The organism is Deinococcus koreensis (assembly GCF_002901445.1).
In the GTDB taxonomy this organism is placed as follows: Bacteria; Deinococcota; Deinococci; order Deinococcales; family Deinococcaceae; genus Deinococcus; species Deinococcus koreensis.
Genome location: NZ_PPPD01000001.1, coordinates 1,844,906 through 1,870,394 on the forward strand (window position 1 = coordinate 1,844,906; position 25,489 = coordinate 1,870,394).

Sequence of the window (25,489 nt, forward strand, 5' to 3'; positions counted from 1 at the left end):
GCAGGGACATCAGCTCAGCTCCGTGCGGGGGTCGAGGCGGGCGTGCAGGAGGTCGGTCATCAGGAAGACCAGCGAGACCAGCACCGCGAAGGTCAGGGTCAGGCCCTGGATGACCGGGTAATCGCGGCCGAAGATGGCGTCCACCATCAGGCGGCCCACGCCGGGAATGGCGAAGACCGTCTCGGTGATCACCGCGCCCCCGATCAGCGCGCCGATGTTCAGGCCGAGCAGGGTCACGGTCGAGATCAGCGCGTTGCGCAGGACGTGGCGGCTCAGGATCACCCGCGGGCGCATCCCCTTGGCGCGGGCGAACTCCACGTACTCGGCGGTCAGCACCTCGATCACCGCCGATCGCAGCGTTCGCACGAGCACCGCCGCCAGGTTCAGCCCCAGCGTCAGGGCCGGCAGGAACAGGTGGTACAGGTGCCCGCCGAAGCCCTCGCCGTAGCCGCCGATGGGGAACCAGCCCAGCCGCGCACCCAGCAGGGTCAGCAGCTGCAGCGCCACGTAGAACACCGGCAGCGACAGCCCGACCTGGAAGACGCCCCGGATCACGCCGTCGATCCAGGTGTTGCGGCGCACGGCGGCCAGCACGGCCAGCGGCAGCGCCATCAGCACGCCCAGCACGGCGGCGTACACGGTCAGGAACAGCGTCACCGGCAGCCTCTCCAGGATCAGCCGCATGACCGGCACCTTCAGGCTGATGGAGTCGCCCAGGTCGCCCGAGAGCAGGTTCCGGGCGAAGATCAGGAACTGCACCGGCAGCGGCTGGTCGAGTCCCAGCTCGCGGTTGGTGCGCTCGACGATCTCGGTGGTGGCGCGGTCGCCCAGGATGGCGCTCGCCGGGTCGCCCGGCAGCAGGCGCACCAGCAAGAAGACCAGCAGCATCACCGCCAGGAAGGTCGGGATGATCTGCAGCAATCTCTTGAGGACGTACGTGGTGTGCATGACACCTCCAGCTCCCGGCCGCCGCACTGGGAGTCGCGGCGGCCGGAAAGGGTAGGGAAGGGCGCGGACGAGGGCGCCGGCTGGACGGGCCCAGCCTTACTTGTCGAGCCAGGCGCCGGCGAAGATGTTGTTGCCCAGCGGGATCTGCACGAAGCCGTTGACCTTCTTGAGCAGCGCGACCGGGTAGGGGGTCTCGTACAGGTAGACGATGGGCGCGGCCTGCTGGTAGATGGTCTGGATGCGGCGGTACTGCGAGGCGCGCTTCACGCGGCTGAGCTCCTGCTGGCTCTGCTCGAAGAGCTTGTCGATCTCCGCGCTCTTGAAGCCGGTGTGCACGGACTCGATGTTGTCGTAGACCGCGAAGTACGTCGTGATCTGCGAGGGGTCGTTGATGTCGTTCGTCCAGGCCCCGGTGCGCATCTGGAAATCGTTGGCGCGGTAGCGGGCGGTCTTGGTGGCGGCGTCGAGCTGCTCGATCTTGAGCTTCACGCCGATGGCCGCCCACATCTGCTGCATGGCGGTCAGCAGCGCGAGGTCGTCGGCACTCCCGCTGGTCGCCATGACGCTGACCTCGAAGCCGCTCTTGTACTTGGTGGCGCCCAGCAGCGCCTTCGCTTTCGCCAGGTCGTACGGGAAGCCCTTCTGGTTGGTGTCGTACAGCGGCGTGGTGGACGACATGAACGATTTCATGACCTTGCCGGTGCCGAAGGTCACGACCTGGATCAGGGCGTCCTTGTTGGTGGCGTAGTTCAGGGCCTGCCGCACGCGTACGTCGCTCAGCGGGTTCTCGCTGCCGTTTTTCAGGGTGGGGCGGTTGTTCATGAAGATCGAGCTGACCTTGGTCGAGGGGTACAGCATCATGTCGAGCTTCGGGTCACGCTTCAGTTCGGCCACGCGGCTCAGGGGAATGAACTCGGCGCCCTGCAGCTCGCCCGCCTGCAATTTCAGGATGCGGGTGTTGTCGTCCGGGATGATCTCGAAGCGCACGGAATCGAGGTAGGGCAGCGCCTTGCCGTCCTCGCCCTTCTTCCAGTAGTAGGGATTGCGCTTCAGAACCATGTACGAGCCGCGCTTCCACTCTTGAAGCACGAAGGGGCCCGAGCCGATGGGCTTCTCGGCAAAGGCCTTGGCCTTCTCGGCGTCGTTCTTGCCGGGGGCCGCCGTGAACAGCTTCTGGGGCATGATCGCGGCGTTGAAGGTCGCCAGCGCGGCGGGCAGCGTGGGATCGGGGCGCTTCAGCTTCAGGGTCACGGTCTGGCCGCTGGCGGCAATGGAGTCGATGCTCGCCAGCGAGGAGCTCCAGGCGCCGGCCTCGGGCTGCCGGGCGCGGTCGAGCGACCACTTCACGTCGGCGGCGGTGAGCGGGCTGCCGTCGGCAAACTTCAGGCCGGGGCGCAGGGTGAGCGTCATGGTCTTGCCGTCACTCGACGCGGCGTAGCGGCTGGCGAGGCCGGGCTGCACGCCCTTGCCGTCGGAGGTGGGCTGCAGCAGGGTGTCGTAGAGGTTGGTCAGGATCCAGATGTCTAGGTTGGCGTCGTTCAGCACGGGGTCGAGGAACAGCGAGTCGGCGTAGCGGCCGTACACCAGCTGTCCGCCGCGGGTCACGGCGAGCGAGTGGGAAACACTGAGTGCGGCGGCGAGCGCGAGCGTGGCACGTGACAGTCTGTTCATAGCCCTACCTCCAGAACGTCCATAACAAATCTGTAAATGTTATGGCGAACCATAACACCGACGTCCGGACTTGGCAAGCCCACACCCGCCTCTCGGTACCGGCGCGAGACTGGAGTTGTCCAGGCGGGCTGGTAGCCGACCTTCGAGGCCCCCTGGGTGCGCCGCCCGGCGCCAAGAGGCCCCAGGGCAGGAAGGTGCCCGGGGGTGTGACTGGGGCCGTGACGGTCGGCCCGACTGTGCCCGGCACAGGGTGAGCGGCCACTGTTTAGGGCATGATGGGAGAGCGTGGCAGGTCGCCGCAGGGCCCTGCCGGGACGTTCACGCCCGCACATCGAACCGGATGTTGCCGGCCAGCACGACCTTTCTCACACTATGCCGCCACGTGCGGCCCGCCCCTGCGGGCGCCCAACAGGATGTCCATGACCCGAACCAAAGAACAGCAGATTGCCCCGACCCGTCCCGCCTCCACCGACCGGAATGCCCAGCCCGACCGCCCCCCCCGGCGCGTCGGTGAGCGCCGCGAAGGGGCTGACCACAGCGAGGCCCCCGCCGTGCGCGACTGGCGCGCCATGCTGGGCAGCCGCACGCCCACCCCCGTGCAGGAGGGCGCCATTCCGGCCCTGCTGGCCGGCCGCGACGTGATCACCACCGCCCGCACCGGCAGCGGCAAGACGCTGGCCTTCCTGATCCCGGCCGCCGCGCGCGGCATCGGCATGCGGCCGGTGCGCGGCATGCGCCCCGAGGTGCTGGTGGTCACGCCCACCCGCGAGCTCGCCGTGCAGATCCGCGACGTGGCCCGCGAACTGGGCATGCCCGCCGGGCGCATCACCGGCGGCATCACGCCCGGCCAGACCCGCACCGAGGCGACCGGCAAGGGCCTGATCGCCGGCACCCCCGGCCGCCTGAAAGACCTCATCACCCGACAGGAACTCAGCCTGGCGGGCCTGAAATACGTGGTGCTGGACGAGGCCGACGAGCTGCTCTCGCTGGGCTTCCTGCGCGACGTGGGCGACATCCTGCGCGCCGCCCAGACCCAGACCGGCCAGGCCCACCTGCAGCTGGCGATGGCCTCCGCGACCTTCCCGGCTGAGATCCGCTCGGTGGCCGAGCGCTTCATGGACAGGCCCGAGCGCATCGACATCGCCCCGGCCCGCCACGCCGACGCCGCCGGCCACGAGGGCGACGTGATGGGCGGCGCGACCGGCGCGACCCACCTGCTGCTGAACACCACCCGCGACGAGGTGCTGGACGTGGCCGCCACCCACGCGCGTGACGCCCTGCAGGCCCCGGGCGGCTGCGTGGTGATCTTCTGCCGCACCAAGGCGCTGGTCAAGCGCCGCGCCGAGCGGCTGGCGGCCATGCTGCCGGGTGAGATCGTCAGCCCGCTGCAGGGCAACATGGATCAGAAGAAGCGCGAGCACACCATGGGCCTGCTGCGCGAGGGCAAGTCGCGCATCCTGATCGCCACCGACATCGCCGGACGCGGCATCGACCTGCCCGAAGTCCGCATGGTGATCCACATGGACGTCTCCTCGACCTCCGAGGATCACGTGCACCGTTCCGGGCGCACCGCGCGGGCCGGGCGCCCCGGCGTGAACCTCGTGCTGCTGATTCCCGAACAGCGCGGCCTGTGGCAGACCGTGCGCCGGGGCCTGCCCGAGGCGCTGCATCCGCCCCTGAGCCGCGAGGAAAGCCAGATCGACCGCGCCATCCAGGAAAAACAGGGCCAGGGCAGCGGCGGCGGTGGCGGCCAGCGGCAGGGCGGCGGCCGGAGCCCGCAGGGTCAGGGGGGGCACTCGCCGCGCGGCCAGGGCAGTGCTTCGGGCCAGGGCGGTGGGCACACCCGTGGAGCCTCTGGCCAGGGCAGCCGCTCCGGCGACGCGGGAGGCACCCGCTCCGGCGCTTCGTCGCCCGCCGGCACCGGCGCCGGGCGCGTCGGCCCGCAGCCGGCCCGGGGCCGGGGCGGCCGTGGTGGACGCCGCTAAGGCTTGAGGAGAAAGGGGGAGGGCCGGGCGTGAATGCCCGGCCCTCCTTTTTTCTCTCCGTTCAGCCCTCGCCCGGCGTCGCCACCAGGGCGCGGCCCTCGCCCAGCAGGCGGTACGGGCCGGTAGCGGCGGGCACCAGCGCGGTGGCGTACAGCGGCAGCTCCAGCGACTGCAGACCGGCCTCCAGGGTCAGGCTCCCTTCCACGGTGGTGACCAGCTGGACGCGGCCCGCGCTGTCCTGGGATTGGTCGCCGGGCACCCCGCGCAGCACGAAGTACTCGCTGCCCACCAGCTCGCCCAGCCCGCCAGTTTCGCCGACCGGGTGATACTCGCCCTGCTGCTGTGGGTCGGTCACGCGCACGGACTCTTCGGTGTGCAGCTTCCGGCCGGCACTGACGGGGCGGTTCCAGTCGAAGACCCGGTAGGTGGTGTCGCTGGCCTGCTGCACCTCGTAGAGCAGCAGGCCCGGCCCCAGCGCGTGCAGGGTGCCGGCTGGAATGAACACCGTGTCGCCGGCCTCCACCGCCCGGCGCTGGGCCAAGGTCAGGATCTCACCGCCCCGGATGGCGTCGGCCAGCGCCTGGGCCGAGGTGCCGGGGGTCACGCCGGCCAGCAGCTCGGCGCCCTCCTGGGCCCGCAGGATGTGCCAGGCCTCGGTCTTGCCGCGCTCCGCCGGCCCCACCATCTCGCGTGCCTGGGCGTCGTTCGGGTGAACCTGCACGCTCAGCCAGTCGTGGCAGTCGAGCAGCTTGATCAGCAGCGGGAAGCCCTGGGCGGCGTCCAGGCCGCTCCCCAGCAGCTCGCCGGGATGGGCCGTCATCAGGGCGTCCACCGTCTGTCCGGCCAGTGGCCCCCCCTGCACCACGCTCTGCCCGTCTGCGATCCAGGCCTCCCCGACCGGCGTGCCGTCGGCGGCCGGTGGCGCGAGCTGTTCGCCTCCCCACACCCGGGGGTAGTAGCGGGGTTCGAGGCGCAGGAAGGCGGGCAGCGGGGCAGCGGCGGGGGAAGCAGCGTCGGTCATGGGGTCAGGGTAGTGCAGGGGGGCGGCGCGTGGCCTGGGATTTCACCCATGTCCGGACAGCAGAGCCCAGCCGGCAGTCGTCCCGCCGGCCTTCCTCTCCTGGCCTCCCTTTACTGGCTGCGGAGGCCGTGCTTGAGCACCTGCGCGAGCTGCCGCGTGGCGCCGGACTGGTAGTCCTCCAGTTCGGCCAGGGCGTTGCGGATCTGGGCGCGGTAGCCTTCGGCGCTGCGGCCATCGGTTCCCTCCAGGGTCTGCACGGCGGCCTGCACGGTGAAGTGGGCTTCGGGCAGTCGGGCGAGGTTGGCGCCCGCGCCCGCGTGCCGCGCCGCCAGCAGGGCGCCCAGCAGGCCCACTTCCTCGCTGCGGCTCATCAGCTCACGCTGGAAGGTGCGATCCTTGATCCCGGTGATCACGTCCCACGCGGCGTCGGAGAGCGCGGCCTGGGGCGAGGCGGGGCGGGCGACTTCCACGAACAGCGTCTCGCCCGAGCGCCAGACGCGGCTGAAGGTGCCGCCCCGGCCGCTCAGCCAGTGGGTCTCGAAGTCGCGGGCGTCCTCGATCAGCGCTTTCAGGTGCGTGAAGGGCACGTCGGCCGGAACCCGGTGGCCGTCGGGCAGGGCGCCCCACAGGCTCAGGCCGCGTTCGTCCAGGGCCTGCATGGGCGCGTAGGCGGCGGCGATCGCGGCCGAGCCCTCGCTGACATGCGCGGTGAGCTGCCCGTCGGTGAGCAGGGCGATATCGGGCTGCTCGCCGCGCACGGTCAGTTCGGCGGCGTGCCGCAGGTGGTGCAGCCCCAGGCCCCAGCGCCGCTGCGCCTGCACGAAGGCCTCGGTCAGGGCGGCGTTCAGCGTCTGGGTGTCGGCGCCGCTCTCGGCGAGCGCACGGATCTGGCTGTCCACGGCCGCGGTCGCCATCAGGGCGTCGAAGGCGTCCAGGTGGGCGTGGGGCGAAGGGGGGGCGGGCTGGGTGCCCGCGGCGTCTTTCGTTTTTACTCGTGCCATGTCCCTCATATTCTGCCCTGAACAGAGCCGGAAGTGTGTGCCGAAGGTGCCGGATGCGGCGCGCCTCCGCCGCTCAGGCGTCGGTCATGGCGTTGGGCCAGTGGGTCAGGCGGGTCTGGCGCAGGTAGGTGATGAAGGCCTCGATCTGCTGCACGAACTGCTGGAAATCGTGCGCCTTGACGAGGTAGGAGCTGGCGTGCAGGGTGTAGGCCTGCGCCACGTCGCGCGGGTTGCTGGAGGTCGAGAGCATCACGACCGGGATATCCACCAGGGCCGGGTCGCTCTTCATGGCCGCCAGCACCTCGAAGCCCGAGAGACCGGGCATGTTGATGTCCAGCACCACCACGTCCGGGCGGGAATTGCGGCTGTCGCGCAGGAATTCCAGCGCGGCGGGGCCGCTGAGGCTGGTGCTGACTTCCACGACATCGGCGTGCGACTCCAGAATTTCATTGGTCAGCATGAGGTCGGCCATGTTGTCATCGACAAAGTGAACGTGCAGGGGTCGCAAATGGCCTCCGGATGGGCTGGGTGGGATACTCCAGTTTAACAGTCAGATGAGGGCGAACCGTCGCGTGGGGGCCAGGGAGCCGTGGCCGGGTGTCCAGTCCCGTGCATCCGTCCCGGCGCCCCGCCCGTCAGCGCCAGACCGGTCGGCGCCCTGCCCCCCAGCATAGCCAAACCTGGCGGCGTGGGGGCGGGCCGCTACAGTGGGGGCTGTGCATGAACTGGAGTGGGCGCCCATCACGCTGGAGGTGGGGCTGCGCTGGCTCGACCTGACCGGCATCGTGGCCTTCGCGCTCTCGGGGGCGTTGCTGGCGGTTCGGAAACGCTTCGACCTGTTCGGGGTGCTGGTGCTGGGCTGCGTCACGGCGGTGGGCGGCGGGGCCATCCGCGACACCCTGACCGGCCAGACCCCGCCCCTCTTCCTGCGCGACGAGACCTACCTGTGGGCCGCCCTGCTGGGCGCCGCGCTGGCCTTCGCCTTCGGCGAGCGGCTGGCCCGCTTCGAGCGCACCCTGAGCATCTTCGACACGGTGGGGCTCTCGCTGTTCGCGGCCTCGGGGGCGCTGGGGGCCATCAACTTCGGGCTGGGGCCGCTGGGCGTGATCTTCGCGGGGATGCTCAGCGGGGTGGGCGGCGGCATCATCCGCGACCTGATCGCCAACGAGGTGCCGGAGGTGATGTACCGCCGCGACCAGCTGTACGCCACGGCCGCCGCCGCCGGGGCCTTCACGGTCTGGGCGCTGCACCCGCACGTCACGCCCTTCCAGGCGCAGTTCGCGGGCTCGGCGGTGGTCACCCTGCTGCGCTGGCTCTCGCGGCGCGGCTGGGCCCGGCTGCCGGTGCGGCGGTTGCCGAACGGCCAGGGGTGAGGGCAGGGACGAACGGCCGCGAAGCGTCCGGCGTATTCACGTCGGGTCACCGCGTCACGGACTCTGGGGGCAGATGGGCCACACGCCCCAGCCAGTGCAGCACGCGGCGTTCCGTTGGGGCAGGACCGGCGCTCACCTCGATATAGGCGGTGGCGGTGTTGTTCAGGCGGAAGGTCGGCGCCTCGCCGTCCAGCTCTGGCAGGCCCAGCAGGTCAGCGATCAGGTGCTGGGCGAAGTCATGGTGGGTGATCAGTGCGATCACGTCGGCCCCCCCGGTCGCCCGCAGCCGCGCCGTGACGCGGGCCGCCCGCCGGGCAAAGCCGGTGCTGTCCCAGGGTTCGCAGCCGCCGTCCCAGCCCTGGCCCTGAATCTCTGCCGGCCACAGGAGGGTTGGGCAGTCCAGCAGCAGCGAGTCGTGGTCGCGTCCGGCGACCGGCGTGAACCCTCCCGCCGGGCCAGTGCTCAGGCCGCCGCACTCGTAGGCGTCCGTCAGGCCCTGCACGTCCAGCCCGAGCGCGTGGGCCAGCGGCGCGGCCGTCTGCACGGCGCGGGTGGTGAGGCTGGAATACAGGTGCGTGATCCGGCGGCAGAGGTCATCCGTGGGCGACCAGTCCGCCAGTCGCCGCGCCTGCTCACACCCCAGAGCGGTCAGGGGCGGATCGGCCTGCCTTGCCTCCAGAGAGTCCGGTCGCCCTTCCAGGGCATTGTTCACCGACTGGGCGTGGCGGATCAGCAGCACGTTCACCCCGGCACGCTACCACCCTGTTCCCCGTGATCCCGACAGCGGTGAACAGCCAGCCCGCATACCATCCCCATGCCCCCTCTCCGCTACAAAGGGGCCATGATCCACGACACGCGCATCCAGCTCCTGCGCCCCGGCGAGCCCGTCAGGAAGGGCTTCGTCCTGCTGTGGGCGCAGACCAGCGTCCGCACGCGCGACAACCACGCCCTGGAATACGCGGTGCGGGAGGCCAACCGCCTGGGCCTGCCTCTGGTGGCCGTGTTCGGCCTGACCCCCAGCTATCCCGAGGCGAACGCCCGCCACTACCAGTTCCTGCTGGAGGGCCTGCGCGACCTGAAGGCGAACCTCGCGGCGCGCGGGATTCCGCTGCGCGTGGGCCTGGGCTCGCCGCCGGAGGTCGTGCTGAGTACGGCCGGCGAGGGAGCCGCGCTGGTGGTGACCGATGTCGGCTACATGCGGATTCACCGCGAGTGGCGCGAGTGGCTGCGGGCGCGGCTGGAGGTGCCCTTCGTACAGGTCGAGTCCGAGCCCGTGATTCCCGTCCACGTGGTCAGCCGCAAGCAGGAATACGCCGCCCGCACCATCCGCCCCAAGATCCACCGCCTGCTGAGCGACTACCTCGTGCCGCTGGAGGCCCACGACCTGAGGCGGCAGACCCGCGACTGGGAGGGCGGACTGGACGTGAGCGACCCGGCCGGCGTGGCGCGCGGCCTGCCGCTGGATCAGTCCGTGCCGCCGGGCGAGGAGGAGGGAGGCGAGAACGCGGCGCTGGAGATGCTGGAGGACTTCATCACCCGCAAGCTCGACGCCTACGACCGGCGGCGCAACGACCCCAACGTGGACGGCAGCAGCCGCCTGAGCGCCTACCTGCACTACGGGCACCTCTCGCCGCTGAGCGCCGCCCTGGCGGCCCGCGAGCACGCCGGGCCGGGCGTGGACTCCTTTCTGGAGGAGCTGATCGTGCGCCGCGAACTGAGCTTCAACCTCACGACCTTCAACCCCGCCTACGACCGCTACGACGGGATGCCTGCCTGGGCGAAAGCCACCCTGCAGGAGCACGCCGCGGACCGGCGCGAGTCCCTGTACAGCCGTGAGGAGTTCGACGCCGCCCAGACCCACGACCCCTACTGGAACGCCGCCCAGCGCCAGATGACCCGCACCGGCCGGATGCACAACTACATGCGGATGTACTGGGGCAAGAAGATCCTGGAATGGTCGCCGACGCCCGGCGTGGCCTACGACACGATGGTCTGGCTGAACAACCGCTACGAGCAGGACGGCCGCAACCCGAACTCCTACGCCGGCATGGGCTGGGTGTTCGGCCTGCACGACCGCCCCTGGCAGACCCGCCCGATCTTCGGCATGGTGCGCTCCATGACCGCCGGCGGCCTGAGGCGCAAATTCGACGCCGACGCCTACGCCCGCAAATGGGCCGGGGAGGAGCCGGCACCCAGCTGAATCGAAGCCGCGCGGACGGGTACGGCTGCGGCAGAGAGCGAGCGAGAGAAAACGTCGAACCGGAGCGGTGGACAGCCAGTCCGATGGATTCACCGCTGGGGCTTGGAATCGGTTGAGGTCGATATGAGGGGTGGAAGGCGGCAGACTGCGTTCCATGCCCCCGCTGCCCGCTGCCCCCTCCGCCCCAGGGTCGGGATGACCCTCCCGTCGCCCACCCGGCACGTCACCTCCAGCGGAGCGCGGGTCTATACCCTGCCGCTGCTCGCCTTCCCGCACCTGCCGGCCAACGCCTTCCTGATCGTGGTAGGCGACCCGGCGAGGCCGGCCTACACGGCCCTGGTCGATGTCGGCGGCAGCCATGAGGGCAGCACCCAGGGCCTGCTGGCCGCCCTGGACGGGGTGCGAACCGGGTACGGCGAGGCGTGGTCGTGGGACGGCCTCGCGCGCGTCGTGATCACGCACCCGCACACGGATCACGTGGCGGGGCTGCCCTTCGTGCGCGGCCTGAGCGCCGCGCCGGTCGCCGCGCACGCGCGGGCCGTGCCGACCATTGAGCGCCCCGAGGAGCGCCGGGAGGCCGGGCTGGCCGCTATCGAGGCCCACCTGACCTGGGCCGGTATCCATACTGAGTACGCCGAACGGATGCGCCGCCGCGCCGGGAACCTGATGCTGCCCAGCGGAGTCGAGGTCGCCACGCCCGTGCAGGATGGAGACCTGCTGGACGGTCTCTTCACGGTCGTCTACACGCCCGGCCACGAGGGTTCGCAGATCTGCCTGCGCCTGGATGACCTGCTGCTCAGCGCCGACCACCTGCTGCCGCGTAACTCCCCGCCGCTGATGCCGGAGCGGATGCAGCCCGGCGCGGGGCTGGCGAACTACCTGGCCTCGCTGCGGAAGGTCGAGGCCCTGGAGGGCGTGAGCCTCGCCCTGGGCGGCCACGACGGCCCGATGCCGGACTGGCGCGGCCGGGTTCGGCAGCTCCGGGAGCGCTACGAGGGCAAGCTGCGCGGCGTGCTGGACGCAGCAGGCACGCCCATGACCGTCCACGACCTGACCCACGCGGTCAACCCGCGCCTGAAGGCCGTGCAGGCGCTGCTGCTGCTCGACCAGACCGGCGCCCTGGTGGAGGAGCTGGCGGCGCGGGGTGAGCTGCTGGAGACCCGCCGGGCCGATGGCGCGGCGCTGTTCCGGCGGGCCTGAGGGTGGCCTGCCCTACACTGACCCCATGACCCAGCCCTCTCTCAATGCCCAGGAGCAGATGGTGGCTCTCCGGGCCGCCTACCCGACCCCCGAGTTCGTGGCCGAGCGCTTGGGTCAGGAACTCGGCGAGCTGGAGGCCACCATCCGCGCGGCGCAGGCGCACTGGCACACGCCCATGCCCGGCCGCGAGTGGACGCCCGCCCAGGAGGCCGAACACGCGGTGCTGGTCAACGAGGGCAGCGGCAAACTGGCCCGGCTGCTGCTCTCCGACAAGCCCATCCGCCAGCCGCCCGAGGTCTACGGCGTCCTCCGGGACGGCCGGCGGGTCGCGCCCCCCGGTACCGAGCCCGTGGGCGACCAGACGCCCGAGGCCCTGCTCGCGCGCAGCGCCGCCACCCGCGAGCTGCTGACCGTGCACGCGCCCGCGAACCCTGAGCGCACGTATTTCCACCCGTACATGGGCCAGATCGACGCCCTGGACTGGCTGCGGATGGCCGCCTACCACACCCGCCACCACCGCAAGGCCATGGAGCGCGGGCTGGCGGCGCTCTCTGCGTCCTCCTGAGCGGGGCTGACCGGGCCCGGCTGGCCCGTGCGCTACCCTGATTCGTTATGACTCCCGAGCGTTACGCCAAGATCCTGCGCGTGCTGAGCAGGCGGCAGCCGACCCTGACCGTGCTGATGGATCAGGTCAACAAGCCCCACAACCTCTCGGCCATCGTGCGTACCTGCGACGCGGTGGGCGTGCTGGAGGCCTACGCCGTGCCCCCCAAGGGCGGCGTCCTGGCCGAGTTCGAGGGCCACACCTACGAGGCCACCAGCGGCAGCGCGCACAAGTGGGTGGCGGTGCAGCAGCGCCCGGACGCCCTGGAGGCCGTGCGGGAGCTGCAGGGGCGCGGCTTCCAGGTGCTCGCCACGCACCTCTCGCACAGGAGCGTGGACTACCGCGAGGCCGACTATGCGCGCCCGACCTGCGTGCTGCTGGGCGCCGAGAAGTGGGGCGTGGGCGACGAGGCCGCGAGTGCCGCCGACGGCAACATCGTGATCCCGATGTTCGGCATGGTGCAGAGCCTGAACGTCTCGGTGGCCGCCGCGACCATCCTCTTCGAGGCGCAGCGCCAGCGGCTGGCGGCCGGGATGTACGACGCGCCGCAGCTCTCGCCGGGGGAACTGGGGCGGCGCGCCTTCGAGTGGGGCTATCCCGACCTGGCGCCCGCCTACCGCGAGCGCGGCGAGCCCTACCCGGCGCTGGACGAGCAGGGACAGATCGTGGCCTGAAGGGGTGGCTGAGGGCCAGATGTCTAAGGGCCGGCTCTCAGAGGCTCAGGTGAAGGCCAGATGTCGGTCACGTGATGGGTCTGGCCCCGTGCGGCCGCTACACTGGCATGTTTATGTTCGGACTGGAAATGCCCCCCATCAATGCCGAGTTCTGGGCCATCCTCGGCACCCTCATCCTGCTCGAAGGCCTGCTCTCGGCCGACAACGCCCTGGTACTGGCGGTCATGGTGCGCCACCTCAAGGGCGAACTGCAGCGCAAGGCCCTGGCCTACGGCATCGGCGGCGCGGTGGTGCTGCGAATTCTGGGGGTGCTGCTCGCCGGCTACATCCTGGAGTACTGGTGGCTGCGGGCCTTCGGGGCGGCGTACCTGGCCTACTTGGCAATCTCGCACTTCACCAAGCGCAAGGACTCCGAGGACGAGGCGGCCGGCAAGACCCGCGGGCGCGGCTTCTGGGCGACCGTGGTGCTGCTGAACCTGACCGACCTGGCCTTCTCGGTCGATTCCATCCTGGCGGGCGTGGCGCTGATTCCCCGCGGAATGCCGCGCGAGCAGGGCCTGACCATCGTCGTGATCGGCGGCATCATCGGCCTGATCCTGATGCGGATCGCGGCCACGGTGTTCCTGAAGTTGCTCAACAAGTACCCGGCGCTGGACAACGTGGCCTACGCGCTGGTCGGCTGGATCGCCGTGAAACTGGGCGTCGAGACCCTGGAGGCCGCCCACGAGGTCTACCCGGCCGTGCCGACCTTCCACATGCCCCCGGTGCTGTTCTGGGGCGTGATGGGCGCCATCGCCGTGATCGGCACCTACCTGGCGACCCGCCGCGCCGTCATGAGCGACGAGGAGGCCGGGAAGAAGGCCGACAGCGTGGTGCGCGACCTCGACGAGACCGTGCTGGACGCCGCCGACGGCCGAATCGACGGGCGCTGAACCGACCGACCAGCTGAGCCTACCCACGGAGCTTCACAACGGGGCTGTCTCCTCACGGGGCGGCCCCGCCTGCTGCTTCCGGTGCCCGGCCTCTCCGGGCGATTACCGTGATCAGGTGCGAGCGGTGGGTGCCGCCCAGCGCGAGCGCCGTCTCGCCCTCCCACTCCTCCAGCACCTCCAGCCCGAAGCCGGGCAGCAGCCCCGGCACGTCCTCCAGGGCGGCGAAGGACATCTCCGGCTCCGCGGCCCAGCCGTCGCGCTGGCCGAAGAAGGTGGCCGCCAGGAGGCCGCCCAGGGCCACGCGGCTCCGCATGACCCGCCACGTCCGCTGCCACAGCTCTGGCGGGCAGAAGGGCAGGCTCAGGCTGGCGTGGATCAGCGCGTAGCGGCGCCTCGGCAGGCGGTGAAAGGGCGCATGGAGCAGCGTCAGGCGGGCGTCCGGGGCGGCGCGGCTCCGCACGACCTCCAGCGCCTCGGCGTTCGAGTCCAGCGCCGTGACCGTCCAGCCGCGTTCCAGCAGGGCCAGGGTCTCGTTCCCGGCCCCGCTGCCCAGGTCGAGCGCCGTGCGCCGCGCCGCCCGTGGCCCGGCCCCCCTCTGCTCCAGCGCCCGCAGCAGCAGGGGGCGAGGTGTGTGGTCCTTGATGGTCTTGCGGGCGTACTCGCCCCAGTGGTCGGCCGGACTCATGGCCCAGCGTACCGTGCTCCGGTGCCTGCCCATATGCCTGACCAGGGCTGGTTAGTGTCCGGCGTACACTGAGCCCATGAGCGACCTGCTGGAGACCGTGCGTACCCTCGCCAAGAAGACCGACAGCAAGATCCTGATGGTGGTGCTGGACGGCATCGGTGGCCTGCCGCTGACCCTGAACGGGGAGACCGAGCTGGCGACCGCGAAGACGCCGAATCTGGACGCGCTGGCGCGCGACTCGCAGCTCGGGCTGGTGGAACTGGTGGGCGCGGGCATCACGCCGGGCAGCGGCCCCGGCCACCTGAGCCTCTTCGGCTACGATCCGCTGAAGTACGTCGTCGGGCGCGGCGCCCTGTCGGCTGTGGGCATCGGCGTCAAGCTGGGGGCCGGGGACGTGGCGGTGCGCGGCAACTTCGCCACGCTGGGCCAGGGCCGGGTCGTGGACGATCGCCGCGCCGGGCGTCCCAGCGACGAGAAGAACGCCGAGATCGTGGCGCGGCTGCGCGCCGCCATCCCCGAGATCGACGGCACGCCGGTCGAGATCTACACCGAGTCCGAGCACCGCTTCGTGGTCGTGTTCCGCGCGGGCGGCGGCCCGGCGCTGGGCGCCAACATCAGCGACGTCGATCCGCAGGCGACCGGCGTCCAGCCCCTGAGCGCCGAGCCGCACGACGACGCCAGCGCCAGAACCGCCGGGCTGGTCAACGCCTTCGTGCAGCGCGCGGAGGCCGCCCTGCAGGGCGAGGAGCAGGTCAACGGCGTGCTCTTCCGGGGCTACTCCGACGTGCCGCACTTCCCCTCCTTCGACGACGCGTATGGGCTGCGGGCCGCCTGCATCGCCTCCTATCCCATGTACAAGGGGCTGGCCAGCCTGGTCGGCATGGACGTGCTGCCGGTCGAGGGGCACGAGGACGCGCTGGAGGGCAAGGTCGCCGCGCTGCGCGAGCACTGGGAGAACTACGACTTCTTCTACTTCCACGTGAAGAAGACCGACTCCACTGGCGAGGATGGCGATTTCGCCGAGAAGGTGCACAAGATCGAGCTCTTCGACGAGTTGCTGCCGCAGCTGCTGGCGCTGAAGCCCGATGTCCTCGCCATCGTGGGCGACCATTCCACGCCCAGCAAGCTGCTCAGCCACTCCTGGCACCCGGTGCCGCTGCTGATCCGCGCCGAGCACGGCCGCAAGGACATGGCGGCGCGCTACACCGAGGAAGAGGCGCAGAAGGGGAGCTTGGGCCTGCGCCGGGGCACCGACCTGATGCCGCTGCTGATGGCGAACGCCCTGAAGCTGAACAAGTACGGGGCCTGACGAGCTTCTCGGTGGGCGTCGGCGGCGGGCCACCGACCCCGCTACGCCAGCCGTTCCTGTCCGGGCCGCGCCTGGAATTCCGCCCAGGCGGCGTGCAGGCGGGCCACGGCGTCTGGCAGCCGCGCCGGGTCGAGGGTAAAGGGTAATCTCAGGAAGCGGTCGGGCAGAGGCGCCACGCCCATGGACGCGCCGGGAAAGAGCCGAACACCGAAGCGGGCGGCGAGGTGCGTGAAGCGGCTGGCCTCGGCGCTGGGCAGTTCCACCCACAGGAACTGGCCTCCCTCGGGCACGCGGAACTCCCACTCGGGCAGGTGAGTCCGCAGGAGCCCCGCCAGCAGGTCGCGGGCGTGGGTCACGCTCTCGCGGCGCTCCCGGCGCAGGCCCGGCAGCTCCTCCAGCAATTTCAGGGCCACATGCTGCGCGGGCAGGCTGCCGCCGAAGTCGGCCAGGGTCTTGGCCTGCAGCGTCGGCTGGGCCAGGGCCGCCGGCAGCCGCATCCAGCCCACCCGCAGCCCCGCCCAGTACAGCTTGCTCAGCGAGCCCACGTTCACGATGGGTGCCCCTGGCGCGTACGCGGCCAGCCGGGGCGGGAGGGGCGTGCCCGTGAAGCTCAGGTCGATCAGGGTGTCGTCCTCGATGGTGGGCAGCCGGGTCTCGGCGATGAAGGCGGCCAGCCGCTCGCGGGCCCGCGCCGGCAGCACCGTGCCGGTCGGGTTCTGGAAGGTGGGTGTCAGGAAGGCCAGACGCGGGCCGTGGTCGCGGGCCAGCTGCACGAAGGTGTCGGGGTTCATGCCACCCGGGCCCACCGGCACGCCGCGCAGTTCAGCCCCCAGCGCGCGGAACACGTCGATGGCGCCGAAATAGGTGGGCGTTTCCAGCAGGGCCGTATCTCCCCGGCGCAGCAGCGTGCCGGCCAGCAGCGAGATGGCCTGCTGGGCGCCGCTGGTCACGATGACCTGTTCCGGGGTGGTGGGCAGGCCATCGTGCGTGTAGAGACCCGCCAGCAGGGCACGCAGCTCGGGCAGGCCGTGGGGGTGGTAGACCGATTCGCGAAAGGCGTCCACCGCCGCCGCCTGCATCCGGGCGCGCTGGGCATCCCCCAGCAGCGGTACGGCGATGGTGAAGTCCAGCTCGCCCTCCGAACCTTGCGTCGCCAGCGGCGTTCGCAGGGTCAGCACGCTCGCCTGCCGGGGCGCCGTGGCCGCGACGTGCGTGCCGCTGCCCACCCGCCGCGTGACCCAGCCCCCCGCCGCCAGGTCGTCGTAGGCGGCGACCACTGTGGAGCGGCTGATGCCCAGCAGCGCCGCCAGGGGCCGCTCGGCGGGCAGCCGCTCTCCGGGCGCCAGGTGGCCGGAACCGACCGCCTGCTCAAGAGAGTGCGTCAGGCGCGTCTGCAGTGTGCCCTCGCCGTCCCGCCAGCCGCTCAGGAGCGCCGCCCAGCGTGGAGCGTCCGTAGCAGGGGAGCCAGTGGCCGTCATGGCTCCGAGCGTAGCAGGCCAATCCGCCCGTCTGTGTAGACGAGCAGGCCAATGGGCCGTCCAATAGCTCTGGCAGTCAGTCCAATTGCGGCGCACACTGGCGGGCATGACTGTGGCCCTGCCCCGAGCACGCACCTTCTGGCGCGACACTCATCCCAGCGCCGTGCTCAGCGGGCTGATCACCATGATCATCGGCTGGGCGGGGCCGAACGTGCTGATCTACTCGGTCGCGCAGGCAGCCGACCTCAGCACGGGCACGGCGATGTCGTGGCTCTGGGCGCACGCCATCTTCACCGGCGTCACCGGCATTCTCCTGAGCCTGCGTACCCGCACGCCGATCCTGAGCACCTGGAGCACCCCCGGCATCGCCTTCCTGGTCACGGCACTGCCCGGCGTCCCCTTCCCGGAAGCCGTCGGGGCCTTCATCACCTCGGGCCTGCTGGTCATCCTGCTGGGCACCTTCCCGCCGCTGACACGCGCGCTGCAGGCCATTCCCACGCCGCTGGCCGCCGCGCTGAACGCCGCGATCCTGCTGCCCTTCGGCTTCCGGGCGCTGCAGGCCTTTGGCCAGTTGCCTCTACTGGTCGGCGCGATGATCCTGGCCTTCTTCGCGCTGCGGCAGCTCGCGCCGCGCTGGGCGGTCGCGGGCGTCCTCGTGACCGGCGTGGCCGCCAGCGCGGGCCTGGGCCTGCTGAGCGGCGCGCCCGTGCCCCTCGAGCTGACCCGCCCGGAGTTCGTGCTGCCGGCCTTCAGCCTGCACGCCACGCTCAGTCTGGCCCTGCCGCTCACGCTGCTGGCCTTCACGGGCCAGTTCGTGCCGGGCTTCGGGGTGCTGAAGGCCAACGGCTACGAGCCGGCGCCCGCCCCGGTGCTGCGGGCCTGTGGGGCGGCCAGCGTGGGCGCCGCTTTCTTCGGCTGCCACAACCTGACGCTGGGCGCGCTGCTCGCCAACATCGTCAGCGGCCCCGAGGCGCATCCCGATCCGCAGAAGCGGTACACCGCCGCCGTCTGGGCGGGCGTGTTCAACATCATGGTGGGCCTGTTCGCCGGCACCGTGCTGCACCTGATGGGCATCCTGCCCCCGCAGGCGCTGGCGGCGCTGGCCGGGCTGGCGCTGCTTACCGCCACCGGCAGCAGCCTGGCCGCCGCGTTCCAGGGCAGCCGGCCGGGCAGTCTCGCGGCGCCGGTGATCTTTGTGGTCACGCTCAGCGGGGTCACGCCGCTGGGCATCGGGGCGGCGTTCTGGGGAATTCTGGCGGGGCTGGCGGTGTACGGGGTCGAGGAGCGGCGGGTGCGGGGCTGAACGCTGAGATGACAGACTGACCTCATGACCAGTGACCTCGCCCGGCGGCGCGTCGCCTGGGAAGCCCTGTCGGAACTGTTCCTGGATACCGAGCCCGATCTGGAGGCCATTGCCCGGCGGCTGGGCCGGAGCGGGTTCGATGTGGCCGAACTGGATCACATCCTGCGCGGCGAGGTCGCCCCGGTGCTGGGCGGCAACCTGCTGGCGGTGGCGGGCGTCTGGGACGCCTTCGACCTGGAGCCCATCGAGGCGCGCTACCGGGCAGGGCGGCGGCGCCCGGGCCTGCTGGGCCGCCTCGCCTGCCACCTGATCCGGGACGACTGGGCGCGGGTGAGGGCCGGGATGGAGGGAGAGTTGAGATAGATGCAGGGCTGGATTTCAGGCGGGGCTGGAGTAGATTGGGCGCACCTGCACTTCAGCTCTCGTCCCGGAGGCCATCCATGAATACCCCGCTGACCCCGCTCGATCTCGTCAGGCGCGGCCTGAACGTGTATCCGGAACGCACGGCCGTGATCCAGCCCGGCGGCCCGAGCTTCACCTATCGCCAGTGGGGGGAGCGCCTGTACCGGCTCGCGCGGGCGGTGCAGGCGACGGTCGCGCCGGGCGCCCACGTGGCGGTGCTCTCGCCCAACACCCACGCGGGCCTGCTGACCTATAGCGCCGTGCCCTGGGCCGGCCACGTGCTGGTGCCGCTGAACACCCGGCTGATGCCCGAGGAGTATGCCTTCCAGCTCCGCCACGCCGAGGTGAAACTGCTGCTGGTCGATCAGTCCCTGCACGACCGGGTGCGCGAGGTGGCCGCCGAGCAGGGCATCCCGGTCTGGGTCATGGGCGAGGGCCCGGCGGGCGCCGACTTCGAGGCCCGCCTGGCGGGGCAGGACGGCTCGCCCCTGCCCCTGGCGGTGAGCGACGAGGACGCCACCATCACCATCAATTTCACGTCCGGCACGACCTCCAGCCCCAAGGGCGTGATGCTCACGCACCGCAATACGCTGCTGAACGCCATCGAGACGCTGTTCTACTTCAAGGCCGACCAGGACAGCGTGTACCTGCACACCCTGCCCGACTTCCACGCCAACGGCTGGGGCGGGGTCTGGAGCCCCTTCGGGGTGGGCGCCACCCATGTCACGCTGCCGGCCGTGAAGGCCGAGGCCGCCTACGACGCCATCGAGGCCCACGGGGTCACGCACCTGTGCGCCGCGCCCACGGTGCTGTCCATGCTCACCGACCCGGCCTGTGCCCGCACCCTCGGGCGCCCGGTGCGGGTCGCCACCGCCGGCAGCCCGCCGCACGCCCGCACCATCGCCGACATGAACGCGCTGGGCTTCCACGTCACGCAGGTCTACGGCCTGACTGAGACCAGCCCGCTGATCACCGTGGCTGAGCTGAGCGCCGAGCAGGAGGCGCTGCCCACCGCCACCCGCGCGCCCATCATCGCCCGGCAGGGCTTCGAGATGCTGCTGGCCGGCGAGGTCGAGGTGCTGGACACGGCGCGGCGGCCCGTGCCCCACGACGGTCAGACCCTGGGCGAGATCATGGTGCGCGGCAACCTCGTGATGAAGGGCTACTACCGCAATCCGGACGCCACCGCCAGGGCCCTGGACGGCGGCTGGTTCCACACCGGCGACGTGGCCGTGACCCACCCGGACGGCCGCATCGAGATCCGTGACCGCAACAAGGACGTGATCATCTCGGGCGGTGAGAACATCTCCTCCGTGGAGATCGAGGGCGTGCTGTACGCCCACCCCGCCGTGCGCGAAGCCGTGGTGGTCGCCATGCCCGACGAGAAGTGGGGCGAGGTGCCCTGCGCCTTCCTCGCCCTGCACGCCGGGCAGCAGGTCACGCCCCAGGAGCTGGACACCCACGTCCGCGCCCATCTGGCCGGCTTCAAGGCGCCCAAGCGCTACGAGTTCCGCGATGACCTGCCCAAGACCGCCAGCGGCAAGTTCCAGAAGTTCGTCCTGCGTGCCGGCCTGTGGGCAGGCCGGGAGCGGGCGGTGAACTGAGCGGCTGGGCGGGGCTCGGCCGACGGGCTCCCCGGCGCAGGCCGCAGAACCACCGTCAGAGATTTGACAGACCTGGCCTGCCATGCTAATGTCATGGTTCTGGCCTGAAAAGGTCGTGCAGTGCAGTCCACGTTGTACAGTTACGCACTTGAGGGAGGCGCCCACCTCTGGGATTCACAAAAATACGGGCGCGCGAACAGTGGGGCCGGGGACAACCCGCCGCACCGATCCACAAGAGGAGCCTGCGGGCTCCTTTCTTCATGGCTGCTGACCGGCGCTCTCTGGGTGCATCGCAAGGCCGCATAAAGCGGGAAGGCCCACCGACATCCCGGCCCGGCCCCCGGACAATCTCCCCATGCCCACCCAGGAGACCCCGCCCGCCGCCCGCGTTCCGCTCGACCATTCCCATTTTCTGCGCGAGGCCCTGGCGATGGCCCGCGAAGGGAAAGCCGCCGGCAGCGCCCCGGTCGGCGCCGTGATGGTCGGCCCGGACGGTACGGTATTGGCCCGCGGCCGCAACCGCGTGGGCGAGAAGCAGACTCCGGAACACGTCGGCGAGTCGTCGGTGGCGCACGCCGAGATGGATCTGTTCTTCCAGATGGGCAAGCTCAAAGAGCCCGAGACGCTGACCCTCTACACCAGCCTGGAACCCTGCCTGATGTGCGGCGGCGCCAGCGCGCTGCTGCAGGTCGGCCGCGTGGTGTGGGCCACCGCCGACCCCTGGGGCGGCTCCGGCCGCCTGATCGAGTGGTCGAACCACCCCGCCATGCAGGACACCGAGGTCATCGCCTGCCCCGACCCGGCCCTGGAGCGTGAGGGCGCCGCCCTCTTCGCCCCGGAAGCCCTGAAAGCCTTCCCCGACGAGGGCTGGGCGCTGTGGCGCCAGAAGTACCCCGAGGAGACGGCCGCCGCCGAGGGGGCCGCCGACAGCGAATCAGCGAAGTGATCTGACCCAGGTCAGCACGCCGGGCAGCGGGTCGGGGCCTGTCGTGTCCACCCGCAGCAGCGGCGCGTCCAGGGAAAGCGGTGTCCAGCACCAGTGATCAGGCAGGATGCCGTAGTTCAGAGGAAAATCAATGAACGGCCGCGTCCCCGACGCCACCCGCGCGTCGTGCCGGCTCTGAAGCACCTCCAGCGGCGCCTCGCAGAACATCTGGGCCAGCCGGGCACCGTGGGCCTGCGCCAGAGCCCCGATCCTCGGCTCGCTGATGCCCCGGTAGAAATGCGTCTCCAGCACGGTGTCCACGCCCGCCGCCAGGGTCACGCCCGCCACGTGGTACATCAGCTCGAAGCTCAGCGGGCCGCTCTGGGCGTTCGTGATCTCCGGCAGTCGCTCGTGCAGGATGGTCTTGTAGTCGTCCTTGGTCACGTAAGGCCAGCGCAGTTCATGGGCCAGCCTCGAGCCCAGGTGGCTTTTCCCCGCTGCGGGCAGGCCGGAAACCACGAGCAGCACCTGTGACATGCAGCCCAGCCTACCGTCGTGTCGGCGAGCCAGCGACAGACTTTCCTATGACCCCGCCCGGCCTGCCGCCCACCCTCCCCCCCAGCCTGAAGGACACGCCCGTCGCCGAGCTGTTCCCCGACGTGTTCGCCCGCGACCCGCACCACCACGGCTTCACGCGCGGGGGCCGGGCGGCGGCGCTGGCCGCGCTGGACGCCCTCGATCCCCTGGCCTACGGGCGCGACCGCTCGCACCTCGACGGGCATGTCAGCCGCCTCTCGCCCTACCTGCGCCACGGCGTGCTGACGCTGGCCGAGGTGCGCGACGAGGCGCTGCGCCGCGTGCCCACGCCCAGCCGCGCCTGGAAGTACGTGAACGAACTCAGCTGGCACGACTTCTTCACGCGCGTGTACGCCGAGATCGGCGCGGGCGTATGGGAGAACCTGCAGCCCTACAAGACCGGCCTCCCGGACAGCGCCTACAGCCGCGAATTCCCCGCCGACATCGACCAGGGCACGACCGGCGCCGTGTGCATCGACTCGTGGTCGCGGGACCTGCGCGAGACCGGCTACCTGCACAACCACGTGCGGATGTGGCTCGCGTCCTACATCATTCACCACCGCCGCGTGTGGTGGCCGGGCGGGGCGAGCTGGTTCATCACGCACCTGCTGGACGGCGATCCGGCCAACAACAACCTGAACTGGCAGTGGGTGGCGAGCACCTGGCGGGCCTTTCCATACCTGTGGAACCGGGGCAACCTGCTCAAGTACGCCGGAGACCGCTACTGCGCCGAGTGCCCCCTGGCGGACTCGGGCTGTCCGTTCGACGCCACCTACGCGGCGCTCTCCGAGCGGCTGTTTGTCGGCAAGAGCGCTGCGCCCGGCGAGACCGGCTGGCTGGCCCCGGATCGCCTGCGGGCCGTGCCCTGGCAGGGGCCACTCACCCCGCAGAGCGTGCCAGACGCGGTGGTGTGGGTGCATGGCGACCGCCTCTCGCCCACCAACGAGGCGCTGGCCGCCTACGCGGAGCGCCCCGCCGTGTTCGTCTGGGACGACGGACTGCTGAAAGAATGGACGATCAGCGCCAAGCGGCAGACCTTCATCCACGAGTGCGTGCAGGAGCTGCCGGTACATGTCCTGCGCGGCAACGTGACCGCGCAGGTGGCGGCCTTCGCGCGGGCCCACGGCGCTGGCGTCGTGGCGACCACGCCCAGCCCTAGCCCCCGCTTCGCCGTGATCGTCCAGCAGCTTGAGGCCGAGGGGCTGACCGTGCAGCTCTGGCCCGAGCCGGTGTTTGCCGCCAGTCTGGACGCGCTGGATCTGCGCGTTCACGCCGACTACTGGAATCAGGTGCGCGCCAGCGCCTTCGGCCGCGAGCCGGAGCCGCCCAAGCCGAAAACGGCGCGGAAGAAGGCGGCGGAGACGGCGACGAAGAAGCCCCGTGCGAAGGCAACGGAGTAGGGTCTACCGCCGGGGAAGTGCGGCGAGGAGCGCCATGAAGGCTTCCGATTCGGTGCGCCCGGCCGTGTCGACCACGACGCGCTCCCCGCTCCAGGTCTCGAACTCCCACGCCGAGGTCTGAACCGAATCCCAGGTGGGCGGTTTCCACTCGCCGACCCGGTGCGTCTGATCCTCCCGCCGCGTCTCCACCCGTCGCCGATGCTCCGCCGCGTCCGAGCAGACGACCTCAATATTCACCAGCCGCGCCTCCGCCTCCCGCGCCACCCCCGCCCAGGCGTCCCGCGTGATCGCCAGCGGATTGACCACGTCCACCACGACCGCGCTCCCCAGCCGCAGGTTGTCCAGCGCCAGCGCGTAACACACCGGGTAGCCCTCGACGGTCGCCTTCAGGCCGGACGCCAGCAGCGCGGCCTCGACCGTATCCACGCGCAGGTACACGGCGCCCAGGTGCCGCGCGAGCTGGCGGGCCAGGGTGGACTTGCCGGTGCCGGGAAGGCCGGAGGTGACGTAGAGCATGGGCAGAGCCTACCGCCCGCCATCAGGTCAGCAGTTCGTCGCGGTTCCCCTCGCGCACCAGTACGTCGCCGTCGCGCAGACGCCAGTGAGGCACCTCCTGAGTCTCAAGCTGCGCGGCAAGCCGGGTACAGTCGCCGGTTTCTGGATGATCCGGTGAGTCGACATGCGGCATGAACAGCCGGTCGAGCACGCCCAGACCAGTAGTGAACGGCTTATCGACGGTGTCGAGCGGATCAACGGCAGCCAGCGGCAGCAGATCCGGCGACAGCACGCATGGGCCGGCGCTGAAGCCCGCGTACACCACCGCGTCCCGGTTCAAAAATAAAGAGTAGGCCGGTTCGCACGCGAACGTGACTTGGAATGAACGCTTCTGTGGTGCAGACTGTAAAGCGTGGGACTAGCTGAGGAATTTTTGAATCGCTATAATAAGGAATACGACTTCTATGCTCAGTTATCACGAACGGCCGCTGAAATTATAGAGCGTCAAATTTCTATAAGTGGAATTCGCGCGATTGTAACCCATCGGGCAAAGAGCCCTGATAGGCTGTATGAAAAGATAAAATCTAGAATGACAAAAAAGAAGTATCAAAGCATAGATCAAATCTACGATGATATTGTTGATTTATCTGGTTTAAGGATCGCAATTTATTTTCCCAGCGATAGGGAAGAAGTAGAGAAGATAATTAGATCGAATTTTGGCGTTGAAAGTAGTAAAACATTTCCGGAAGAGGGTAAGATTCGCCCAGGTGTAACTAAGAGATTTTCTGGGTATTGGGCTTCACATTATAGAGTCTATCTTAAAATAGACGATAATCTTCCCTCATATAAAAGATTCGGCGACACTAAAATTGAGATACAAGTGGCTTCAGTATTGATGCACGGCTGGTCGGAAGTTGAGCACGACTTAGTTTATAAGCCGCTACAGGGAAGCCTTAGCGAAGATGAATATGCTATTTTGGATGAGCTTAACGGACTTGTTCTTGCCGGCGAGATAGCTCTAGAAAGATTAAAGAGAGCTGCTGAAAGAAGAGTTGAGGCTAACAACGGTGGATTCAACTCTAGATACGACCTAGCGTCATTTATAATCAATCAGCTCAATAAACTAGATGCTGCCGATATAGAAGACTCTGCATTGGGTAGGATAGACTTACTGTTTGAACTGATTAAAAAGTTGAATAAAAATAGTCCAGTTTCTCTATTAGAGTATCTTGACAATCTAAGCTTTGATATTAAGCAAAGGCCTATCGCTGACCAAATAATTGACGTGATTTTGTATGAAGATAAAAAGAATGTGAACATATACTTAAACTTGAAAAATAAATTAAAAAAGTCATCTAATAAAGGTGAATTGAATATGGGAATGGAATATCTTGGGAAATTTATACGCAAGTGGGCTGATTTGGAGGAAGCTTTAAGTAGAAAATATCCAGATTCGGCCAAAGATGGATATAAGAAACCTATAAACTGGCAAATAATGCTGACAAACCTAAGGAAGGATAACAAGATTTCAGAACTAGAAATGATTGACCTTCATCAAATTAGAGGATTTAGAAACAATGTTGTTCATGGTATGCGAGTCTATACTCCTGAGGAGATCGAGGATTATTATAAACTGTTGTTAAAGATTTCAGAAAAGCTAATTGAGAAGTAGATGGGGTTGCGAAATTTCGCAACCCCATCTA

At 69.2% G+C, this 25,489-nt stretch carries 25 protein-coding genes; 14 read left to right on the top strand and 11 right to left on the bottom strand.

Annotated elements, in window-relative coordinates; genetic code table 11:
* Positions 1-9 precede the first annotated feature (9 nt).
* Complete coding sequence (locus CVO96_RS08780; RefSeq protein ID WP_103311908.1) at positions 10-948, bottom strand: ABC transporter permease; 939 nt, start codon at positions 946-948, stop codon at positions 10-12.
* A 96-nt stretch (positions 949-1,044) separates the two neighbouring features.
* Positions 1,045-2,619 (bottom strand): ABC transporter substrate-binding protein, encoded by a 1,575-nt coding sequence (locus CVO96_RS08785; RefSeq protein ID WP_103311909.1) that lies wholly within the window; start codon positions 2,617-2,619, stop codon positions 1,045-1,047.
* Positions 2,620-3,038: 419 nt separating this feature from the next.
* On the opposite strand from CVO96_RS08785, the gene CVO96_RS08790 reads away from it, so the two are divergent.
* Positions 3,039-4,604, top strand: a complete 1,566-nt coding sequence (locus CVO96_RS08790) for a DEAD/DEAH box helicase (protein ID WP_103311910.1) — start codon at positions 3,039-3,041, stop codon at positions 4,602-4,604.
* A gap of 61 nt (positions 4,605-4,665) precedes the next feature.
* Here the strand turns inward: CVO96_RS08790 and CVO96_RS08795 are convergent, their stop codons facing one another.
* The 3 genes from CVO96_RS08795 to CVO96_RS08805 all read right to left on the bottom strand — a co-directional run bounded on the left by CVO96_RS08795 (position 4,666) and on the right by CVO96_RS08805 (position 7,134).
* Entirely contained in the window at positions 4,666-5,625 is a 960-nt protein-coding gene (locus CVO96_RS08795) for a type I phosphomannose isomerase catalytic subunit (protein ID WP_103311911.1), read from the bottom strand.
* A gap of 110 nt (positions 5,626-5,735) precedes the next feature.
* Complete coding sequence (locus tag CVO96_RS08800) at positions 5,736-6,626, bottom strand: DNA repair protein (protein WP_103311912.1); 891 nt, start codon at positions 6,624-6,626, stop codon at positions 5,736-5,738.
* A 73-nt stretch (positions 6,627-6,699) separates the two neighbouring features.
* Positions 6,700-7,134, bottom strand: coding sequence for a response regulator (locus CVO96_RS08805; protein WP_279327000.1), 435 nt, complete (start codon positions 7,132-7,134; stop codon positions 6,700-6,702).
* 208 nt (positions 7,135-7,342) lie between these two features.
* Between CVO96_RS08805 and CVO96_RS08810 the strand changes: the two genes are divergently transcribed.
* Entirely contained in the window at positions 7,343-7,999 is a 657-nt protein-coding gene (locus CVO96_RS08810; protein ID WP_103311913.1) for a trimeric intracellular cation channel family protein, read from the top strand.
* Positions 8,000-8,045: 46 nt separating this feature from the next.
* Here CVO96_RS08810 and CVO96_RS08815 read toward each other — a convergent pair whose 3' ends face one another.
* Positions 8,046-8,744: a histidine phosphatase family protein gene (locus CVO96_RS08815; RefSeq protein ID WP_207795296.1), complete on the bottom strand. Its 699-nt coding sequence runs from the start codon at positions 8,742-8,744 to the stop codon at positions 8,046-8,048.
* 69 nt (positions 8,745-8,813) lie between these two features.
* On the opposite strand from CVO96_RS08815, the gene CVO96_RS08820 reads away from it, so the two are divergent.
* The 5 genes from CVO96_RS08820 (at position 8,814) to CVO96_RS08840 (ending at position 13,609) form a co-directional block, all read left to right on the top strand.
* Positions 8,814-10,199, top strand: a complete 1,386-nt coding sequence (locus tag CVO96_RS08820; protein WP_243398244.1) for a deoxyribodipyrimidine photo-lyase — start codon at positions 8,814-8,816, stop codon at positions 10,197-10,199.
* A 195-nt stretch (positions 10,200-10,394) separates the two neighbouring features.
* Positions 10,395-11,399 carry an MBL fold metallo-hydrolase gene (locus CVO96_RS08825; protein ID WP_103311914.1) on the top strand — a complete coding sequence of 335 codons (1,005 nt, stop codon included), beginning with the start codon at positions 10,395-10,397 and terminating at the stop codon, positions 11,397-11,399.
* 25 nt (positions 11,400-11,424) lie between these two features.
* Positions 11,425-11,964 carry a DinB family protein gene (locus CVO96_RS08830; RefSeq protein WP_103313383.1) on the top strand — a complete coding sequence of 180 codons (540 nt, stop codon included), beginning with the start codon at positions 11,425-11,427 and terminating at the stop codon, positions 11,962-11,964.
* Between the two features lie 47 nt (positions 11,965-12,011).
* Complete coding sequence (gene trmH, locus CVO96_RS08835; RefSeq protein WP_103311915.1) at positions 12,012-12,677, top strand: tRNA (guanosine(18)-2'-O)-methyltransferase TrmH; 666 nt, start codon at positions 12,012-12,014, stop codon at positions 12,675-12,677.
* A 113-nt stretch (positions 12,678-12,790) separates the two neighbouring features.
* Entirely contained in the window at positions 12,791-13,609 is an 819-nt protein-coding gene (locus tag CVO96_RS08840; RefSeq protein ID WP_103313384.1) for a TerC family protein, read from the top strand.
* 52 nt (positions 13,610-13,661) lie between these two features.
* Here the strand turns inward: CVO96_RS08840 and CVO96_RS08845 are convergent, their stop codons facing one another.
* Positions 13,662-14,294, bottom strand: a complete 633-nt coding sequence (locus CVO96_RS08845; RefSeq protein ID WP_165795251.1) for a class I SAM-dependent methyltransferase — start codon at positions 14,292-14,294, stop codon at positions 13,662-13,664.
* 76 nt (positions 14,295-14,370) lie between these two features.
* On the opposite strand from CVO96_RS08845, the gene CVO96_RS08850 reads away from it, so the two are divergent.
* Positions 14,371-15,603 carry a 2,3-bisphosphoglycerate-independent phosphoglycerate mutase gene (locus CVO96_RS08850; protein ID WP_103311917.1) on the top strand — a complete coding sequence of 411 codons (1,233 nt, stop codon included), beginning with the start codon at positions 14,371-14,373 and terminating at the stop codon, positions 15,601-15,603.
* Between the two features lie 41 nt (positions 15,604-15,644).
* Here CVO96_RS08850 and CVO96_RS08855 read toward each other — a convergent pair whose 3' ends face one another.
* Positions 15,645-17,081 (bottom strand): aminotransferase-like domain-containing protein, encoded by a 1,437-nt coding sequence (locus CVO96_RS08855; protein ID WP_103311918.1) that lies wholly within the window; start codon positions 17,079-17,081, stop codon positions 15,645-15,647.
* A gap of 106 nt (positions 17,082-17,187) precedes the next feature.
* Here CVO96_RS08855 and CVO96_RS08860 point away from each other — a divergent pair, with 106 nt between their 5' ends.
* The 4 genes from CVO96_RS08860 (at position 17,188) to CVO96_RS08875 (ending at position 21,336) form a co-directional block, all read left to right on the top strand.
* Positions 17,188-18,384, top strand: a complete 1,197-nt coding sequence (locus CVO96_RS08860; RefSeq protein ID WP_103311919.1) for a benzoate/H(+) symporter BenE family transporter — start codon at positions 17,188-17,190, stop codon at positions 18,382-18,384.
* A gap of 24 nt (positions 18,385-18,408) precedes the next feature.
* A complete protein-coding gene (locus tag CVO96_RS08865; protein WP_103311920.1) occupies positions 18,409-18,747 on the top strand; it encodes a DUF7079 family protein in 339 nt (112 codons plus the stop codon).
* Between the two features lie 77 nt (positions 18,748-18,824).
* A complete protein-coding gene (locus CVO96_RS08870; protein WP_103311921.1) occupies positions 18,825-20,390 on the top strand; it encodes an AMP-binding protein in 1,566 nt (521 codons plus the stop codon).
* A 355-nt stretch (positions 20,391-20,745) separates the two neighbouring features.
* A complete protein-coding gene (locus tag CVO96_RS08875) occupies positions 20,746-21,336 on the top strand; it encodes a nucleoside deaminase (protein WP_103311922.1) in 591 nt (196 codons plus the stop codon).
* Here the strand turns inward: CVO96_RS08875 and CVO96_RS08880 are convergent.
* Positions 21,325-21,852, bottom strand: a complete 528-nt coding sequence (locus tag CVO96_RS08880; protein ID WP_103311923.1) for a P-loop nucleotide/nucleoside kinase family protein — start codon at positions 21,850-21,852, stop codon at positions 21,325-21,327. The two genes, CVO96_RS08875 and CVO96_RS08880, sit on opposite strands and share 12 nt — an antisense overlap.
* Before the next feature lie 47 nt (positions 21,853-21,899).
* Between CVO96_RS08880 and CVO96_RS08885 the strand changes: the two genes are divergently transcribed.
* On the top strand, positions 21,900-23,291 hold the full coding sequence (locus CVO96_RS08885) for an FAD-binding domain-containing protein (RefSeq protein ID WP_103311924.1): 1,392 nt from the start codon (positions 21,900-21,902) through the stop codon (positions 23,289-23,291).
* A 3-nt stretch (positions 23,292-23,294) separates the two neighbouring features.
* Here the strand turns inward: CVO96_RS08885 and CVO96_RS08890 are convergent, their stop codons facing one another.
* Together CVO96_RS08890 and CVO96_RS08895 are read right to left on the bottom strand one after the other, a co-directional pair.
* Positions 23,295-23,807 (bottom strand): P-loop nucleotide/nucleoside kinase family protein, encoded by a 513-nt coding sequence (locus tag CVO96_RS08890; RefSeq protein WP_103311925.1) that lies wholly within the window; start codon positions 23,805-23,807, stop codon positions 23,295-23,297.
* 22 nt (positions 23,808-23,829) lie between these two features.
* Complete coding sequence (locus CVO96_RS08895; RefSeq protein WP_103311926.1) at positions 23,830-24,126, bottom strand: type 1 glutamine amidotransferase family protein; 297 nt, start codon at positions 24,124-24,126, stop codon at positions 23,830-23,832.
* Between the two features lie 72 nt (positions 24,127-24,198).
* On the opposite strand from CVO96_RS08895, the gene CVO96_RS08900 reads away from it, so the two are divergent.
* Positions 24,199-25,458 (top strand): RelA/SpoT domain-containing protein, encoded by a 1,260-nt coding sequence (locus CVO96_RS08900; RefSeq protein ID WP_103311927.1) that lies wholly within the window; start codon positions 24,199-24,201, stop codon positions 25,456-25,458.
* The last annotated feature ends 31 nt before the right edge of the window (positions 25,459-25,489 follow it).

What these genes read in the sequence shown, in the direction of transcription:
- CVO96_RS08840 (WP_103313384.1), top strand. Translation starts at nt 12,791, where the DNA reads ATGTTCGGACTGGAAATGCCCCCCATCAATGCCGAGTTCTGGGCCATC.
- CVO96_RS08785 (WP_103311909.1), bottom strand. Translation starts at nt 2,619, where the DNA reads ATGAACAGACTGTCACGTGCCACGCTCGCGCTCGCCGCCGCACTCAGT.
- CVO96_RS08865 (WP_103311920.1), top strand. Translation starts at nt 18,409, where the DNA reads ATGACCAGTGACCTCGCCCGGCGGCGCGTCGCCTGGGAAGCCCTGTCG.
- CVO96_RS08860 (WP_103311919.1), top strand. Translation starts at nt 17,188, where the DNA reads ATGACTGTGGCCCTGCCCCGAGCACGCACCTTCTGGCGCGACACTCAT.
- CVO96_RS08830 (WP_103313383.1), top strand. Translation starts at nt 11,425, where the DNA reads ATGACCCAGCCCTCTCTCAATGCCCAGGAGCAGATGGTGGCTCTCCGG.
- CVO96_RS08870 (WP_103311921.1), top strand. Translation starts at nt 18,825, where the DNA reads ATGAATACCCCGCTGACCCCGCTCGATCTCGTCAGGCGCGGCCTGAAC.
- CVO96_RS08820 (WP_243398244.1), top strand. Translation starts at nt 8,814, where the DNA reads ATGCCCCCTCTCCGCTACAAAGGGGCCATGATCCACGACACGCGCATC.
- CVO96_RS08885 (WP_103311924.1), top strand. Translation starts at nt 21,900, where the DNA reads ATGACCCCGCCCGGCCTGCCGCCCACCCTCCCCCCCAGCCTGAAGGAC.
- trmH (WP_103311915.1), top strand. Translation starts at nt 12,012, where the DNA reads ATGACTCCCGAGCGTTACGCCAAGATCCTGCGCGTGCTGAGCAGGCGG.
- CVO96_RS08850 (WP_103311917.1), top strand. Translation starts at nt 14,371, where the DNA reads ATGAGCGACCTGCTGGAGACCGTGCGTACCCTCGCCAAGAAGACCGAC.
- CVO96_RS08780 (WP_103311908.1), bottom strand. Translation starts at nt 948, where the DNA reads ATGCACACCACGTACGTCCTCAAGAGATTGCTGCAGATCATCCCGACC.
- CVO96_RS08800 (WP_103311912.1), bottom strand. Translation starts at nt 6,626, where the DNA reads ATGGCACGAGTAAAAACGAAAGACGCCGCGGGCACCCAGCCCGCCCCC.
- CVO96_RS08855 (WP_103311918.1), bottom strand. Translation starts at nt 17,081, where the DNA reads ATGACGGCCACTGGCTCCCCTGCTACGGACGCTCCACGCTGGGCGGCG.
- CVO96_RS08880 (WP_103311923.1), bottom strand. Translation starts at nt 21,852, where the DNA reads ATGTCACAGGTGCTGCTCGTGGTTTCCGGCCTGCCCGCAGCGGGGAAA.
- CVO96_RS08825 (WP_103311914.1), top strand. Translation starts at nt 10,395, where the DNA reads ATGACCCTCCCGTCGCCCACCCGGCACGTCACCTCCAGCGGAGCGCGG.
- CVO96_RS08875 (WP_103311922.1), top strand. Translation starts at nt 20,746, where the DNA reads ATGCCCACCCAGGAGACCCCGCCCGCCGCCCGCGTTCCGCTCGACCAT.
- CVO96_RS08890 (WP_103311925.1), bottom strand. Translation starts at nt 23,807, where the DNA reads ATGCTCTACGTCACCTCCGGCCTTCCCGGCACCGGCAAGTCCACCCTG.
- CVO96_RS08795 (WP_103311911.1), bottom strand. Translation starts at nt 5,625, where the DNA reads ATGACCGACGCTGCTTCCCCCGCCGCTGCCCCGCTGCCCGCCTTCCTG.
- CVO96_RS08845 (WP_165795251.1), bottom strand. Translation starts at nt 14,294, where the DNA reads ATGAGTCCGGCCGACCACTGGGGCGAGTACGCCCGCAAGACCATCAAG.
- CVO96_RS08790 (WP_103311910.1), top strand. Translation starts at nt 3,039, where the DNA reads ATGACCCGAACCAAAGAACAGCAGATTGCCCCGACCCGTCCCGCCTCC.